Here is a 15,892-nt window from a genome sequence, read left to right as displayed (position 1 = left end):
ATGACTCAACCGACCTTCACACGCAGTTGGGTTGCGTCCGCCAACGGGCACACCGACTTCCCATTGCAGAACCTGCCGCTGGGCGTTTTCAGCCGCCCAGGATCGGCACCGCGCAGCGGCGTGGCGATCGGCGAGCATATCTTCGACTTGCAGGCCGCCCTGGAAGCCGGCCTGTTCGACGGGGCCGCCAAGGCAGCGGTCGAGGCCTGCCAGGGTGGCCAGTTGAACGCCTTCTTTGCACTCGGTCGCGCTGCCCGTGTGGCCCTGCGTGAGCGTCTGATGGACCTGCTGGGCGAAGGCAGCAGCCTGCGCGGCCAGGTCGAAACCCTGGGCAAGAATGTGCTGGCGCTGGCAGCGGACTGCGTGATGCACCTGCCGGCAAAGATCAACGACTACACCGACTTCTACGTGGGCATTGAACACGCGCGGAACGTCGGCAAGCTGTTTCGCCCCGACAACCCACTATTGCCTAACTACAAGTACCTGCCGATCGGTTATCACGGCCGGGCCTCGACCATTCGCCCATCCGGCACCGACGTGCGGCGGCCATGGGGTCAAACTTTGCCGGCCGGACAGAGTGAGCCGGTATTCGGTCCCTGTGCGCGCCTGGATTATGAATTGGAACTGGGGATCTGGATCGGCCAGGGCAATGCCATGGGCGACTCGATCGCCATTGCTGACGCGGCGGATCACGTCGCCGGTTTCTGCTTGCTCAACGACTGGTCGGCGCGAGACGTGCAAGCTTGGGAATATCAGCCGCTGGGGCCATTCCTGTCGAAGAGCTTTATCACCAGTATTTCGCCCTGGGTGGTCACCGCCGAGGCCCTGGCACCTTTTCGCCAGGCCCAACCACCACGCCCGGTGGGCGATCCACCGTTGCTGTCGTACCTGTCCGATCCACTTGACCAGGCAACCGGCGCCTTCGATATCGAACTGGAAGCGCTGCTACTGACCGAATCGATGCGCGAGCAGCAGCTGCCGCCCCAGCGCCTGACCCTGAGCAACACTCGCCATATGTACTGGACCGTGGCCCAGATGATCGCGCACCACAGCGTCAACGGTTGCCAGTTGCAGGCTGGCGATCTGTTCGGCTCGGGTACCTTGTCGGGGCCCGAGGCCGGGCAGTTCGGCAGCTTGCTGGAGATCACCGAGGGCGGTAAGAAACCGCTGGAACTGGCGTCGGGCGAAATGCGCAGATTCCTCGAAGAGGGTGACGAAATCATCCTGCGGGCCCGTTGCCACCGTGAAGGCTTCGCCTCCATTGGCTTTGGCGAATGTCGCGGGAAGATTCTGCCGGCACGTTGAGAGGAGCGAACCATGGAGCTTTACACCTATTACCGTTCGACCTCCTCCTATCGCGTGCGGATCGCGCTGGCCCTCAAGGGGCTGGATTACCAGGCGCTGGCAGTCAACTTGATTGCCGCCGGCGGCGGCGAGCACCGGCAGGCGGCGTACCTGACGATCAACCCGCAAGGACGGGTGCCGGCGCTACGCATCGATGACGGTCACGTGTTGACTCAATCCTCGGCGATCATCGAATTCCTGGAGGAGTGTTATCCCCAGGTGCCGCTGCTGTCCCGCGACCTGTCGACCCGAGCCCGTGAACGGGCCGTGGCGGCCTTGATCGGCTGCGATATCCATCCGTTGCACAATGTCAGTGTCCTCAACCTGCTACGCCAATGGGGGCACGATGAGGAGCGGGTGCAGGCGTGGATCGGGCATTGGATCAGTCAGGGGTTGGCCGTCGTCGAGCAACTGATCGGCGACGTCGGTTATTGTTTTGGCGACGAGCCGGGCTTGGCCGACGTCTATCTGCTTCCTCAATTATATGCCGCCGAACGCTTCAAGATTTCCCTGGAGGTGTATCCGCGCATTTGTCGGGTTGCCGCGTTGGCGCACCAGCACGCTGCATTTATCCAAGCCCACCCGGCCAACCAGCCGGATACTCCGGCCTGATAAGCGACACTCTGGGCCTTTGCTGGAGCAGGCTTGCTCTAGGTAGTTCTGTTAGGCTCTGTAGGAAATGTATCTGTGCTCGCCCATATGGCGTTGAAAGCCGATTCGCAATGCTCATTGACCACCCGTCAACTGCGCTTGTTCGTTTGCTTTCGCCTTGCCTGGCCCCTTCGCTCGAAAACATTTCGTACAGAACCTAGTCAATTGCGGCGCCCCCAGTCTCTGACCGCATTGTTGGAAGAGCATTTTTTTCAGCAATAAATTTTTAATCGTCACACTTGATTTTTGGGTGCGTATTTTTTAAATAGTGACCTTGCGCCATAGGCAGGTAATATATTAAAAAAAGCGAAAAATATTTTTATGATTACCTGTACGTAAATCATGCTGACTATGTCGCTGTTTTGCATACTGCCGTAAAAAGCGATATAGCAAAAAAGAATGCTATCTATTATCACGGCAAACAAAGTGCTTAAAAATACTCGCAAAAACAAGAATCTTGAATTTGTCAGCTCCTTAATTTTACATAGCAGATACGAATTGACATATTCAGAAAATAGAAACGAGACAGAAGATGCCAAAAGCACAGAGGCACATGAGTAATGATTTCGTTATATGGAGAGTCAAGTTTCCAGCCGGGTAATCCCGGAAGATAGGTAGAGGCACTCAGCAAAAGTATGATAAGGGCATTACCTGCAAAAGCAAGTAATATAGCTCTTCTTGCGAGCTTAAGCCCGTATGACTCATTCAATAAATCAACAATTAAAAAAGTCAGGGGATAGAGAAAAATACCCGGAGTGACAATGATGTCGAGCCGCTCCACATAAATGGGCTTGGTCGCGGCAAGATTGGTAAAAATATAAAGCGTGAATAGCAGTAGATTCAGCGCGGTATAGATCATCCATGAGGTTTCATGGTGGTCATTCACCTCATATACTGTCGATATTTTTTCGCTGGAATAAAATCTCCTATATATGTTTTTTATCTCCGATTTACTTGGGTTGTCTATTGTTTCACTTTTAAGTAACTCGCTCATTTTTATTTTAATGACCTTTCCCGTGGAAATAATCATGATGACTGCAAAGCGCCTACAACTCTCAAATCCTAATAGTTTGTATTTGACGCTTTTGATACTTTCCACATCAGTGACCATTGAGTCTCTCGTCTATTAGATCGCCTATAACACAGAACCGCTCCAGATCAATATTTTTCTTGTTTGTCACAAATAATTTTTTAATTATTTTGTCGTACACCAATTTTTCAGCATGGACATTGGAAATCCCCCTTTTTACAATCAACAAATCTCCCGGCTCATTAAATCCCGTGATTTCATTTTCCAGCAATACACCGATCAAGTTGCATGACACGCCAAAATAATAAGTCAAGGGATGATTCGTTACCAACTCTCCAACTCTTTTATTCAGGCTCTGCAAAATAAAGGCTTCCTGAATGATAGGGACAGCTGCTGGATTCATGTTTCCGTCCAGGGAAACGCTGTTTTCTATGGTTTCTTTCACTTCGAAGTCAATAGTCTCTATTTCCTGATAAAAAACACCAAAAAAATCGGAGATTTTGCGAATTGTTGAATGCTGTACATTGATCACTCTGCCTTCCAGGATGTTATATATGGTAGTCCTGGTCAAGCCGCTGGCATTGCATAGAGATAGCTGCGTTTCCCCACGGCTTTTTATCAAATACTTGATGTTGCTTCTCAAATGTTCGGTTTTTTCCTTCTTGTGCATACAATACTTACCACCTGCCTATAACAGAGACTATATTTCTATGTGCTCCATGAATAAGCTTCAGCAATACGACGAAAATAATCAGGCTGGTTAACTATTCAGGAGAGCGTGTATGTTCAATATTTTAGCTACGCATCTGCAGTCAATCATGTGCGCTTGTCGAAGTGCCGGATGGAAATAGCTAGCAGTCCAGCATAAAAATTTATATAAAAATAATATAAAATGTACTTTGTTGTCCATGCTGATGGCTTCATCGAAGTGAGAGTTTTTAATTTATTTTGTAACGCGCCTTACTCTGCTGGCCGTCAAGATTTTTGTATGCGTTTGGAATGGCTCGTCTTTGTTCTGAGTCTCTTTGAGTATATCAAATTAGTACTTTTTACTATTCCCAGCACAATCATAAATTGTTGTCGGTGATTTTTTTTTGTCATGTAAAATTCCTACAGAAATTCGTGTGCACGCACTGCATGCACAGTGTGTTAAATTCCGATACTTTAAAAAATAAGCATTTAATTACAAAAGTGCTTAATTTTTTGATTGGTTTTATGGATACTGTCCCCGAAAATTCTATGGTCTATTTGAGGGCCGCCTCGCACACCGCATTCCCTACTGTCGAACGGGCGATTGTATTACATGCGAGCTATCTATGAGTGAGTGTCACATTTTTTGAGGGGAAATTTTTAGGCACTAATCACCATGTCGTTTCGACTGAGAACCGAAGGAGTCTTTCGGAAGGAACATCTGCGGCGGAGCGGCTCAAGGAGCTTGCTGATATGCTTTTGCATAGGAGCTAATGGAGTGAGCAACAACGTTAATCCAAATGACAGAAATTTTACCGATCACCTGCTGCTCATATTCGAGGCCGGTAGTCAAAAGGCACATCACGATCTGTTTCAAACCCATTTAGCGCACATCAATGATGGACACCCTTTTCATGATTGAGCGCTCATTGCTCTGCTGCCTGCCCGCGCACCTCCTGAACTCCAGCGAAGCGGTCGATCATTTGCGCAATATCGCCTGTCTCTTTCTCGACGGTGTCCACACGCTCACTTTTCAGGGCGATCAACAACAGGCGCTGGCCAATAAGCTGATCAAGGATGCCATCGCTCTATACGACATGGCGATCCTGCGACAACAGCATATCTTGTCGTGTGCCTGTGCGCCCTCCACCAGTGCCAACGGGAGTATCAATGATTCACCGCTTCCCCTCAGGGACGAACAATTTGCTCAGGAAATTGCCAGTGGCGCACGCTGCGCCAACCTCTGGCTGGATCGGCGAACCACCCATCCTTTATGGGGGCAGTTGGCCCAGGCTCGTCGCGACTACCCGGAAGGTGATCAACGCGATGCCTTCGAAATCGGCTTTCTACGGCATTTGCAGCAACATCTGATTAGAGCGCGGTACCAACAGTTGCGAAAATCAACTGCCTGACGGCGAGGCACAATTGTTCTCATTACCTGGACCTGGGCGGCTGATTGCATGGTGAATCAGGAGAGGTTTATAGGCGAGTCTTGGCGGCCAGCCAGCGAATGAATTTTTGTAGTCCGTATCAATAGCGCCGCAAGCCTGCTGTTTGCTTTTTTATAAAGACCGAAGCGAGTGTTGTTGTGCCAGTTTGTTCTGGATTGATTTTTGGAAAAAAGTTATAAGGATTTGCCCCCGGAAATAAAGACTCAAATAGTGCATGACTATGCCAACGGCGGGCACGAATGTGACGGGGGAGTCATCAGAGAACATTATCGCCGGGTGTCGCGGGAAACTGACGAGTCGATGAGCGATAAAGGACCTACGAGAAAAATGAACGTCCAGGTGCTACTGAGATCATGGTTGCTTCAAGCAGAAGGGGCTGGCGTAAGGTTTCATCTGAGCTAATGCACCACCGTATTGGGTGGCAACTGCCCCAGCCGCTCCGTCAGGCGTAGCTGCTGGAGGGGGTCGTCGCTAAGTAGCAGGGCCCGCTCCAGGTCGTAACGTTCGGCCCTCGGGCATTCCAGCTTCTGGTACAGGCTGGCGCGAGCCAAGTAGTCGCCGGCGTTGCCCTGGCCCAGTTCCAGGACCCGTTCGGCATCCCTCAGCCCGGCGAGGAAATCATCGTTGGCCAGATGCAATTGCCGCAGGTTACGCGACAGGCGCTGGAGCATCTGTATCGGCGTGGCGGTTTGCATATGCTCGGCGTGCAAAAGCATGCCTGGGCCGTATTGGCGGCTAAGCAGTTCGCGGCAATCGTTGGGGTAGAGGCGGCGACCGCCACACGGGTCGAGCAAGTGGTCGGCTCCCGGCACTCGCAGCAGGAAGTGTCCGGGGAAGTTCACCCCTTCCAGCGGGATTTCCAGGCCACGGGCCAACTCCAGGGCAATCAGCGCCAGTACCAGCGGCTGCCCACGCTTGCGTTGCAAGACCTTATCGAGCAGCGCCGCATGAGGGCGCAACGGGGTGAACTCATCCTGCTGGAAACCCAGGTCGTTGAGGTGGCACAGCAGCGGCTGCGCCAGTTCGCTGACCGGCAGCATCGGTAAGCCTGCGCTGACCCGCTGCTGCAAGTCCTTGAAGTCTCGCAACAGGCTGTCGGGTCGTGCATCCGGATCATGCTCGGCGGCCAGCCACAGCGCGGCTTCGAACATGGCGGGCGGAGTGCGGTCCAGGCAGGCAAAGAAGGCTTGACGGGGGGTCATCGAAATCTCCGGCAGATGCTCTGTTTTAGTCCTGTGGCGAGGTTTCGTCCAGTGCCTTCGGAGCCCGGATGAGTTATGTCATAAAGCTTGCAGCGGGCATCGGCTTATTCCTCAGTACTTGGGCATTCTCTGCGATGAAGCCTATAATCGCTGTACGAGACTTGCTGTACAAGAAGTGATCAGGGGGCTATTCGATGTTTGCTCTTATGCAAAGCACTCGCCTTGAATCGCTGCACCTCAGCGTCGACCCGGTGACTGGGTTGAAGGCGGTGATTGCCATCCATAACCGTCGCCTGGGACCTGCCCTGGGCGGTTGTCGTTACCTTGCCTATCCTGATGATGAAACGGCCATGATCGATGCCATTCGTCTGGCTCAGGGCATGAGCTACAAGGCCGCTCTCGCCGGGCTGCCGGTGGGCGGCGGCAAGGCGGTGATCATCCGGCCACCCCATGTCGAAAGCCGGGCGGCCTTGTTCGAGGCGTTCGGGCGCTGTATCGAACAGCTCGACGGTCGCTATATCACAGCGGTCGATAGCGGCACCTCGACGGCGGACATGGATTGCATCGCCCAGTGCACCCAGCATGTCACCAGCACCACCAGCGCCGGCGATCCGTCACCCCATGCGGCCATGGGCGTGTTCGCCGGCATTCGCGCCACTGCCATGGCGCGTCTGGGCAGCGACAATCTCGAAGGTCTGCGGGTGGCGGTCCAGGGACTGGGCAATGTAGGTTATGCCCTGGCCGAGCAGTTGCACGCGGCGGGGGCGGAACTGCTGGTCAGTGACAATGACCAGGGCAAAGTGCAACTGGCGATGGCGCAGTTCGGCGCACACCCGGTGATCAGCGAGGCGTTGATCAGTACGCCTTGCGACATCTTTGCCCCTTGCGGCCTGGGCAATGTCCTGACTAGCCAGAGCGTGATGCAACTGCGTTGCGCGGCGGTCGCGGGTTCCGCCAACACCCAGCTGACCAGCTTGAGCGTCGCCGATCAACTGGAAAAGCGTGGGATCCTCTATGCGCCGGACTATGTGATCAACTCCGGCGGCCTGATCTACGTGGCGCTCAAGCATCGGGGCGAGGAGCTGGCGAATATCACGGCGCACCTATCGCGGATCGGCATGCGCCTGACCGAAGTCTTTGCCCATGCACAGGCGGAAAAGCGCTCGCCGGCGCGGGTAGCGGACGCGCTCGCGGAGCGACTGCTGTACCGCTGAGGTATTCATGGCAAAGGCCCTGGATTTGAAGCCGGGGGCCTTCTTGTACAAGGCTTCACGCTTGGCTTTCGACCGGAGCCGAAAGCAGCTCGGCGAGGGCATCTGGCTGGCTCTTGAAGGCCTTGGCAAACACATCGCGGTTCTTCGCCATGTAGATACCGACTTCTTCCACCTGTTGCTCGCTCAGCGAGGGCACGGCTTTTTGCAGGACTTCAGCCAGCAACTCGGCCAGTTCGAGCATCTTGTCATGACGATCAGCTTCGGCTTTATCCATGAACAAGCGCTCCAGATCTCGGCTGCTGCGGTATACCACTTCGACGGCCATTTACCACCTCATATGCCTTCACGATAAATTGTCTTTGCGATTACTGTATTTATATACAGCATAAAGGATAAGCGAATCCCCAGGGTTTGGGTAGTGGCTTTTTAACGTAGCAGGGTTTCAGGGTTTGTCAGGGGCAGCGCTGGATTGGCTGCTTCGTGGGCGAGCTCCGCTCCCGTGGCACATCGACGTGCCTTGAAACACAGGCTGCCCCTTTCATCCTGGTTCCTGGTCTCTTTTTTGCTCATATTTGGATGCGGCCATAGACATTGAAACAGTCACCTTCTACCCGCATCATCCGATCGAGCTGAGGACCTGTACCGTGAAAACCAAGCGGACCGAGAGTCTGCGGCAAAACGTGCAGCCGTTGGTCGAATCCCAGGGCGACCTGTTGTCGCGTCATCATGGGGGCGGTGTGTGGGTGTCGTAGCCGGTTATGAACAATTTTCAGTCGATTCGACGGAGTAGGGGAGAATGCTATGAAATGGGTAGATCGTATGCGAGTAAGGCTTCACGGCGAAGCTAACAGCTTGGGCAACCTTGCCGTAGAAGGGTTTCACTACCTGGCTTTGTTTGGCATTGGGGCTATCACCGCCTTTGCAGCTATAAGAGCATTCATCGCAATGCTCGGGCAAGAATACATTGCCGTGGACGATATTTTGCTGTTGTTCATTTACCTTGAATTAGGCGCGATGGTCGGGATCTATTTTAAAACTAATCATATGCCTCTGCGTTTTTTGCTGTACATCGGCGTTACGGCATTGATTCGTTTGTTGATTAGTGATGTGTCACATCATAAGGCGCCTGATATGGGGATCGTCTATGTGTGTGGCGGAGTACTGTTGTTGGCATTCTCGATTCTCGTCGTAAGGTACTCTTCCTCAAAATATCCTTCTGTCAAAGAAAAACCAGAGTAAGAGCAGAACGCTCCCGCAACCAGCCACCGTGTTTATATTGCCCGGCAAATACCGTGGAGAAGAATATGCTCTAGGCTGTCCCGGCGCCCGACAATAGAGGGTTGCTGCCTTAGAGACCATTGCTCAGGTAGCCGCTGCGCGGTCCAGCGACGTTGGTTGGCCGGGCCAGCACCTTGAGGTTGTTGCTGTCGGTCATCGCGGTGAGGATATCCCGTGCGCTGTGACCCTGCTCGATGGCGATGCCGAACTGCACGCTCTGGATCAGACGCTGCAGGCGCCGCCGGTCGTTGCGTTGCTCGGCGCTGATCATCCGTTTGGCAACGACCCCGTCTGCGTTTGACAGGGTGAGCATGATGCTGCCATCCAGGCGTTGCAGGCTCAGATTGACCCGGTATTCGGGCTGGAAGGCGTCGTTGATCAACTGAAAGGGATTGTCCATGGTCTTCACCGCTCTGATCGAAACACGCAGTCATTGACTGCTCGGCACCCGGATTAGTTCGTCATTGCGGACCACCGGCAGGTTGACTGCCCTGTCCGCATGCAGGACAGGACCTCGACAATGTCGAGGTTGGCGTCGATCGATTCTGCTCGGAAAGAGTCCTTCCACTCGCTTTTTCAGTGAGCTTGTATCAAAAAATGACAACAAAGCACCCCGACCCAACTCCCGACCTTACCAGTGCTTTTGCGGCTTGTCCGGCTTTTTTCGTCGGAAAAAATTATCTTTCAAAAAGGCTTGAATTGTTTTTTCAGCTGCCCAACTCTGTCAGTGAGAGGTTACGTTTTTGCACCGCTTTCCAGCGGTGTAGCGAGCCTCTTGCGAGCTAGCTGAAATAAGGGAATAACTATGCAAATCCAAGTCAATAGTGATAACCATATTCAAGGCAGCCTTCGACTGAAGGAGTGGGTCCGCACAACGATTGAGAGCGCACTCGAACGTTATGAGCAAGATCTGACACGGGTCGAAATTCACCTGAAGGACGAGAACGGCGACAAGCCGGGTCCGCATGATATGCGCTGCCAGATAGAGGCGCGGCCAAAAAACCATCAACCGATTTCGGTCACCCATAAAGCCGATACGCTGGAGCAAGCGATCGATGGGGCGGCCATCAAGCTGGAACGTGCGCTGGAACATCTGTTTGGCAAGCTGCAAGCTAAACGCGCGACGCTAGTCAACGGCGAGCGTCGCGATCTGGAAGACGCTCTGCTGGAAGAGGAATTTGAAGAAAAGGAGCGCGTGCGCCTGGCCGCCAATGGCTGATCGTCGACGCTGAAGGAACCACGGGTCTGCATTGCAGGCCCGTTTCTTTTGCGCCCATCCACGAACAACCTGAACACCCACGGTCCCGTCTCAGAAAAGCGGGTCAATCCCCCGTGGATTCCCTGGATAGTGTTACCGCATAATTCAGCACGTTGACTCGATAAGTGCCTTGTCCTTACGTGCCTCCTGAGTGGTGGGCCGCGCTTTCGGTGCGGCTCTTCTGTGTGTCGATTGAAGTTGAGGCAGACGATGAAGTGGCTCCAAGGCTGCATCGGCAAGAGGGGAGCGACGGCTGTGCTGGTGCTGCTGAGTGCCTGCTCCAGTCACCCCCCGAAAGCGCCGGAGCCGAAACGCACGGTGATCCTGCAAGCGGCGCAGTTGCCTTTGCCGCTGCCCCGCTCGAACTTTTGCGCCAGTCTCGACAGCAGGTTGCGTAGCCCGGTCATGCAGGGAGCGCTGACCTCGCTGGTAGTACGCGAGGCGGACGGCGGCAAACTGGTCTGTGAATACAACGCGCAAACCCGGTTGGTTCCGGCCTCCAGCCTGAAGCTGGTGACTACTGCGGCGGCAATGGAGGTGCTCGGCGCCAACTACCGCTTCGCCACCAGCGTGCTGACCACCGGAACGCGCCAGGGTGGTCTGTTGGTCGGTGATCTGTATCTGCGCGGTACGGGCGATCCGACGATGCGTCAGGAAGACTACCAGGCCCTCGCAGCCGAGTTGGCACGCCAGGGCATTACGCGGGTTCGTGGTCGGCTGATCCTCGATGACACGGCTTTCGACCGTGAACGGCTCGGGCTCGATTGGGAGCGTGCCGATGAGCAGCAGTATTTTTCCGCGCAGATTTCCGCGCTGAGCGTATCGCCTAATGACGACTTCGATGCCGGTTCGATCCTGGTCAACGTGAGCTCCGCTGGTGTGCGCCAACCGCCGCGTGTCAGCTTCACGCCCGATAATCGCTACATGACGCTGATCAACCGCGCTACCACCGGGCGTGCCGGTCCACTGCTGGTCAGCCGCGGTTATGGTGGCAACCTATTGCGCATTGATGGGGCGCTGCCCAAGGGCGCCCGGCGCGTCGCCCAGGTCAGTGTCTGGGAACCGACCGGACTGGTCGCCGATCTGTTCCGTAGCGCTCTCGTTCGCGAAGGTATTGTGGTCGAAGGCGCCAGCGTGCTGGGGGTGGCCACGCCGGCCATGGCTCGGTCGCTGATCGAACATCAGTCGCCAGTGTTGGCGGACTTGATGGCGCCGTTGCTGAAGTTGTCGAACAATAATATGGCGGAAATCTTGCTCAAGTCGATGGGACGCAAGACCGCCAATGCCGGCACCGCGACGGCAGGTGCGGCGGCGGTGAACGGCTTCCTACGACGCCACGGTATATCGCCAACGGGTTTGCAACAGGTCGACGGCTCCGGTTTGTCGCGCAGTAACCAGATTTCCGCACAGACTCTCGGCGATCTGCTACTAGCGGTGCGAACCCAACCCTGGTTCCAGGCCTGGTACGCCGCGTTGCCGGTGGCTGGCAATCCGGAGCGGATGATCGGTGGCACCCTGCGCAAGCGTCTGCGCGGGACGGCGGCGGCCAACAACGTGCACGCCAAGACCGGCAGCCTGCGTGGCGTGTCGTCGCTGGCTGGCTACGTTACCGACCGCGACGGGCGGTTACTGGTGTTCGCCCTGCTGACGAACAACTATGAGGTGGCGGGGCGGCAGATCAAGGCGCTGGAGAACTCAATCGTCGAGTCCCTGGCCAACAAGGGCGATTGAGTCCGGTCATCGAGGAGCCTTACGCTCGGCGGAGCGTGGGGGACACATCGACAACAAAAAATAAAAAAGTTCCCAAGCACGGAAAAAGAACCCAAAATTACTCTGAATGAGCCGTGCGCTGCGCTCCAGCGACGCGGACTCCCGCGCAACAGACCCTTCGCGAGGTGAGCAATGGGTATGGTATCGGCAGTACGTCCTCCCCAAACCCTGTATGTCACGATCCGTCGTGATGAGCTGCGGCAATTGAAAGACGAACGCGAAGCCCTGCAACAACAGGTGGCTCAGTTGCGTGAAGCGCTTCGCACGCAATCGCTGGCGGCTCAAGTCCCGGTGCCACAGCTGAGCCAGTGATCGACTGACGCCCGTCGGCAGCGTGTCTGGCGCTGCGTATTCTGTATCGGGGTCGGGGGTGAATGCTTCCGACTCACGAACTTTTCACATGCATCTATCGATACTTCAACCCGTTTAGTCGTGCGTCAGTCGCACGACCGGTTTTCGCGAGCGCTTTTTTATCGGCGTCACGATTCAGATAGCGAGTGGTTGGGGTGTTCTATGGTGATGTTCAAACGCAGCCCAAAGTCTGCGCAAGGTTTTGATTGGGCTGGATTCGGCTGGCTGTTCCTGTTCTTCTGGTACTTCTCGGGTATCACCCAACTGCTCATCCAGTTGACCGGCACTTCCGGTTTTGCAGGGTTTCGCCAAGCGTTCTTCATGAGCGCCATCTGGTTGGCGCCGATGCTGCTGTTTCCAAAAAAGACCCGTCTGCTCAGTGCCGTGATCGGCCTGGTGCTATGGGCCTGTTCCATGGCGAGCCTGGGCTACTTCTTCATCTACCAGCAGGAGTTTTCGCAAAGCGTCATCTTCATCATGTTCGAGTCGAACATCTCTGAAGCCGGCGAGTACATGACCCAGTATTTCCGGTGGTGGATCGTGCTGGCGTTTATCGCTCATACCGCCGTGGCGATCTTCCTGTGGACCCGTTTGCGCCCGGTCCATCTGCCACGCCGGCAGGCCATGGTCGCGGCGACGGCGATTCTGGTCGCAGTGCTCGGTTATCCGCTGTTCACCCAGATCAACCGCAGTGCGACCCTGGCCGATGGCCTGGAGCGTTTCGAAGCTCGCGTCGAGCCGGCGGTGCCCTGGCAAATGCTAGTGGCCTACCGCCGCTATCGCGAACAACTGGACAATATGCAGGGCATGCTCGACGACGTCAGCAAGATCCCGCCGCTGCATAATCTCAAGGACAGCCAGGCCGGGCTGCCAGCCACCCTGGTGCTGGTCATCGGCGAGTCGACCAATCGCCAGCGCATGAGTCTCTATGGCTATCCTCGGGAAACCACGCCGAACTTGGACAAGCTCAAGGAGCAACTGGCGATCTTCGACAATGTCGTCACGCCCCGACCCTACACCATCGAAGCCTTGCAACAGGTCTTGACGTTCGCCGACGAAGAAAATCCCGATCTGTACCTCAAGACGCCATCGCTGGTCAGCGTGATGAAGCAGGCGGGCTACAAGACCTGGTGGATTACCAACCAACAGACCTTGACCAAACGCAACACCATGCTCACGACCTTCTCCGAGCAGGCCGACGAACGGGTGTACCTCAACAACAATCGCAATCAGAATGCCCGGCAATACGACGGCGATGTGCTGGAGCCGTTCAACCAGGCCCTGGCGGACAGCGCGCCACGTAAGCTGATTGTGATTCACCTGTTGGGCACGCACATGAGCTACCAGTACCGTTATCCATCGAGCTTCGACAAGTTCACCGACCGCACCGGTGTTCCCGCGGGCCTGAGCGATGATCAGGTACCCACCTACAACAGTTACGATAACGCCGTGCTGTACAACGACTTCGTGGTGTCCAGCCTGATCAAGGATTACGCTAAGACCGACCCCAACGGCTTTTTGCTGTACCTGTCGGATCACGGCGAAGACGTGTTTGACTCCGCCGGCCATGCCACCCTCGGGCGTAACGAGGGCAAGCCGACCGCGCCGATGTACACTATTCCGTTTATCGCCTGGGCATCGCCGAAATGGCGCGAAACCCATGACTGGAACTTCGCTTCGGACGTGAATCGGCCCTACAGCAGTTCCAACCTGATTCACACCTGGACCGACCTGGCCGGACTGAGTTTCGATGAGCAGGATCTGAGCAAGAGCGTGGTCAGCGATCAGTTCAAGGTCCGCCCATTGCTGATCGGTGATCCCTATGCCCGCCCACAGAAGGCCCTGATCGATTTCAGCCTGATCAAGCCCAAGACCGCCTCGGCACCTGCCGAGATCGCCAAGAAGTAATCCCTGGGCCGGTTCTCATGTCCACCATGAGAGCCGGCCCGCGAGAACTGTATGGAAAGCAATCCTGACATTAAAATTGTCGTTATTATTAACGCAGCATTATGTGTTGAAGGAAAATAGTTTAATTTAAATCTTCTGATTGTTTTCGTTGCATCATTTCTTCCTCCCTCCAAGAAAATCACACCGCCTGTCGCCTGCTTTCAGCCACTAATGGCGCCAGGAGCGGGCTCCAGCCTGCCGCTCTGAAAACACCTCATCAGCACTGCATGTTGTTAATCGCGACTTAATACAAGTGTTCGATAGTACTTCTAAATTATCAGCCCGCTGAGACGGCTCTCTTTTTTGCATACTTGGAGAACAAGTCCATGAAACTGTCTACATTGATTATTGCCGGTTTATTATCCGTTAGTTCATTCGCCGCACTGGCCGAAGGCGGTTCCGACCGCGTCATCGAGCGTTGGCAAAACTTCCAATTGAGCCAGCAGGCCGCTCGGGAAGAGGCTCAGCAGAAGACCCTGACGGCGCAGGCGCAAAAGATCGACGCTTCTTCAACTGAGTCGAAGGACGCCAAGCAGCGCCCCGAGACCTGAGTCGGACGGACATCGAGGTCCGGAGCGGACCGAAGCACCCAGCTACGGCTGGCGGCGGATCAGGACCGACCTTCGGATAGCCGATCCTGCCACACCTGTGGATTGACCAGATCGCGTGGCCGCTCGCCGAGCAGGGCACTGCGCAAATTGGACAAGGCCCGATTGGCCATGGCCTCACGGGTCTCATGGGTGGCCGAACCGATATGCGGCAGGGTCACGACGTTCTTCAGATGGAACAACGGCGATTCAGCCAGTGGTTCCTTCTCGTAGACGTCGAGCCCGGCACCGCGAAGTGTGCCCGCTTGCAGTGCCTGAGTCAGCGCCGGCTCGTCCACCACCGGGCCACGGGAAATGTTCACTAGAATTGCGCCGGGCTTCATCAGGCCCAGTTCGCGCTGGCCGATCAGGTGGTGGGTCTTATCGCTCAAGGGCACCACCAGCACCACGAAGTCGGCTTCGGCCAGCAGGGCCTCAAGGCTGCGAAACTGCGCGCCCAACTGCTGTTCGAGCTGCGGCTTGCGGCTGTTGCCGCTGTAGAGAACCGGCATGTCGAAGCCGAGGCGACCGCGGCGGGCGATGGCGGCGCCGATATTGCCCAGGCCGACGATGCCCAGGATCTTGCCATGCACATCGGTGCCAAACAGCTCCGGGCCGACCGTGGCTTTCCATTGGCCGGCCTTGGTCCAGGCATCCAGTTCGGCAGCCCGACGAGCGCAGCTCATGATCAGGGTGAAGGCCAGGTCGGCGGTACTTTCGGTCAGCACGTCAGGGGTATTGGTGAGCATGATCCGGCGCTCGCTGAGGTAGGCCACATCATAGTTGTCGTAGCCGACCGACACACTGGAGACCACTTCCAGCTTGCCGGCGTTTTCCAACTGGGCCGGCCCCAGTTTACGGCCCACACCGATCAGCCCGTGGCTGTGAGGCAGGGCTTCGGCGAACTGGGCATTGAGATCACCGAGCTTGGGATTGGGAACGATCACCTCGAAGTCCTGGCGCAGTTGCTCAACCATGGCTGGGGTGACGCGGCTGAAGGCGAGTACGGTTTTTTTCATCGTAAAGCTCATCGAACGACGGGAATAGCTAGCACGCTATCATTTTTTGCCGAATTTGTGCGGTGGACTCTGCGTCGAGAGCGATCTCAAGCTCGCTCGC

At 55.6% G+C, this 15,892-nt stretch carries 16 protein-coding genes and 1 pseudogene; 11 read left to right on the top strand and 6 right to left on the bottom strand.

Annotated features, from left to right (window positions below; translation table 11 throughout):
• Together fahA and maiA are read left to right on the top strand one after the other, a co-directional pair.
• Complete coding sequence (gene fahA / locus BMX68_RS01015; protein WP_017130709.1) at nt 1-1,305, top strand: fumarylacetoacetase; 1,305 nt, start codon at nt 1-3, stop codon at nt 1,303-1,305.
• Between the two features lie 12 nt (nt 1,306-1,317).
• Entirely contained in the window at nt 1,318-1,956 is a 639-nt protein-coding gene (maiA, locus tag BMX68_RS01010; protein WP_017130710.1) for a maleylacetoacetate isomerase, read from the top strand.
• A 272-nt stretch (nt 1,957-2,228) separates the two neighbouring features.
• Here maiA and BMX68_RS01005 read toward each other — a convergent pair.
• Nucleotides 2,229-3,106: pseudogene (locus tag BMX68_RS01005) on the bottom strand (queuosine precursor transporter).
• A complete protein-coding gene (locus BMX68_RS01000) occupies nt 3,096-3,695 on the bottom strand; it encodes a helix-turn-helix transcriptional regulator (RefSeq protein ID WP_017130711.1) in 600 nt (199 codons plus the stop codon). The pseudogene BMX68_RS01005 and the gene BMX68_RS01000 overlap by 11 nt, the downstream one beginning before the upstream one ends.
• 798 nt (nt 3,696-4,493) lie before the next feature.
• Between BMX68_RS01000 and BMX68_RS25800 the strand changes: the two genes are divergently transcribed.
• Entirely contained in the window at nt 4,494-4,637 is a 144-nt protein-coding gene (locus BMX68_RS25800; RefSeq protein ID WP_157214218.1) for a hypothetical protein, read from the top strand.
• Nucleotides 4,630-5,127, top strand: coding sequence for a LasR-specific antiactivator QslA (locus tag BMX68_RS25050; protein ID WP_017130713.1), 498 nt, complete (start codon nt 4,630-4,632; stop codon nt 5,125-5,127). Before BMX68_RS25800 ends, BMX68_RS25050 begins: the two co-directional genes overlap by 8 nt.
• Nucleotides 5,128-5,564: 437 nt before the next feature.
• On the opposite strand, the gene BMX68_RS00990 is transcribed toward BMX68_RS25050, so the two are convergent.
• Nucleotides 5,565-6,368, bottom strand: a complete 804-nt coding sequence (locus tag BMX68_RS00990; RefSeq protein WP_060782159.1) for a SirB1 family protein — start codon at nt 6,366-6,368, stop codon at nt 5,565-5,567.
• A 194-nt stretch (nt 6,369-6,562) separates the two neighbouring features.
• Here BMX68_RS00990 and BMX68_RS00985 point away from each other — a divergent pair, with 194 nt between their 5' ends.
• Nucleotides 6,563-7,582 (top strand): Leu/Phe/Val dehydrogenase, encoded by a 1,020-nt coding sequence (locus tag BMX68_RS00985; protein ID WP_026013042.1) that lies wholly within the window; start codon nt 6,563-6,565, stop codon nt 7,580-7,582.
• Between the two features lie 55 nt (nt 7,583-7,637).
• On the opposite strand, the gene BMX68_RS00980 is transcribed toward BMX68_RS00985, so the two are convergent.
• Nucleotides 7,638-7,907: a YebG family protein gene (locus BMX68_RS00980; protein WP_017130716.1), complete on the bottom strand. Its 270-nt coding sequence runs from the start codon at nt 7,905-7,907 to the stop codon at nt 7,638-7,640.
• 476 nt (nt 7,908-8,383) lie between these two features.
• Here BMX68_RS00980 and BMX68_RS00975 point away from each other — a divergent pair, with 476 nt between their 5' ends.
• Nucleotides 8,384-8,821, top strand: a complete 438-nt coding sequence (locus BMX68_RS00975) for a phosphate-starvation-inducible protein PsiE (RefSeq protein WP_017130718.1) — start codon at nt 8,384-8,386, stop codon at nt 8,819-8,821.
• Nucleotides 8,822-8,930: 109 nt separating this feature from the next.
• Here the strand turns inward: BMX68_RS00975 and BMX68_RS00970 are convergent, their stop codons facing one another.
• On the bottom strand, nt 8,931-9,260 hold the full coding sequence (locus tag BMX68_RS00970) for a DUF3509 domain-containing protein (RefSeq protein WP_017130719.1): 330 nt from the start codon (nt 9,258-9,260) through the stop codon (nt 8,931-8,933).
• 405 nt (nt 9,261-9,665) lie between these two features.
• On the opposite strand from BMX68_RS00970, the gene BMX68_RS00965 reads away from it, so the two are divergent.
• The 5 genes from BMX68_RS00965 to BMX68_RS00945 all read left to right on the top strand — a co-directional run bounded on the left by BMX68_RS00965 (nt 9,666) and on the right by BMX68_RS00945 (nt 14,737).
• The gene (locus tag BMX68_RS00965) at nt 9,666-10,079 is read left to right on the top strand and encodes an HPF/RaiA family ribosome-associated protein (RefSeq protein ID WP_017130720.1); all 414 of its coding nucleotides are present in this window, start codon (nt 9,666-9,668) and stop codon (nt 10,077-10,079) included.
• Between the two features lie 249 nt (nt 10,080-10,328).
• Nucleotides 10,329-11,849 carry a D-alanyl-D-alanine carboxypeptidase/D-alanyl-D-alanine endopeptidase gene (gene dacB, locus BMX68_RS00960; protein WP_017130721.1) on the top strand — a complete coding sequence of 507 codons (1,521 nt, stop codon included), beginning with the start codon at nt 10,329-10,331 and terminating at the stop codon, nt 11,847-11,849.
• A gap of 171 nt (nt 11,850-12,020) precedes the next feature.
• Nucleotides 12,021-12,200: a DUF6026 family protein gene (locus tag BMX68_RS00955; RefSeq protein WP_017130722.1), complete on the top strand. Its 180-nt coding sequence runs from the start codon at nt 12,021-12,023 to the stop codon at nt 12,198-12,200.
• A 201-nt stretch (nt 12,201-12,401) separates the two neighbouring features.
• On the top strand, nt 12,402-14,147 hold the full coding sequence (locus BMX68_RS00950) for a phosphoethanolamine transferase CptA (protein WP_017130723.1): 1,746 nt from the start codon (nt 12,402-12,404) through the stop codon (nt 14,145-14,147).
• A gap of 365 nt (nt 14,148-14,512) precedes the next feature.
• The gene (locus tag BMX68_RS00945; protein ID WP_017130724.1) at nt 14,513-14,737 is read left to right on the top strand and encodes a co-regulatory protein PtrA N-terminal domain-containing protein; all 225 of its coding nucleotides are present in this window, start codon (nt 14,513-14,515) and stop codon (nt 14,735-14,737) included.
• Nucleotides 14,738-14,796: 59 nt separating this feature from the next.
• On the opposite strand, the gene BMX68_RS00940 is transcribed toward BMX68_RS00945, so the two are convergent.
• Entirely contained in the window at nt 14,797-15,792 is a 996-nt protein-coding gene (locus tag BMX68_RS00940; RefSeq protein WP_017130725.1) for a 2-hydroxyacid dehydrogenase, read from the bottom strand.
• Nucleotides 15,793-15,892: the final 100 nt, after the last annotated feature.

This window comes from Pseudomonas agarici (genome assembly GCF_900109755.1).
Taxonomy (GTDB): Bacteria; Pseudomonadota; Gammaproteobacteria; order Pseudomonadales; family Pseudomonadaceae; genus Aquipseudomonas; species Aquipseudomonas agarici.
This window is presented reverse-complemented; position numbering and strand designations above follow the sequence as displayed.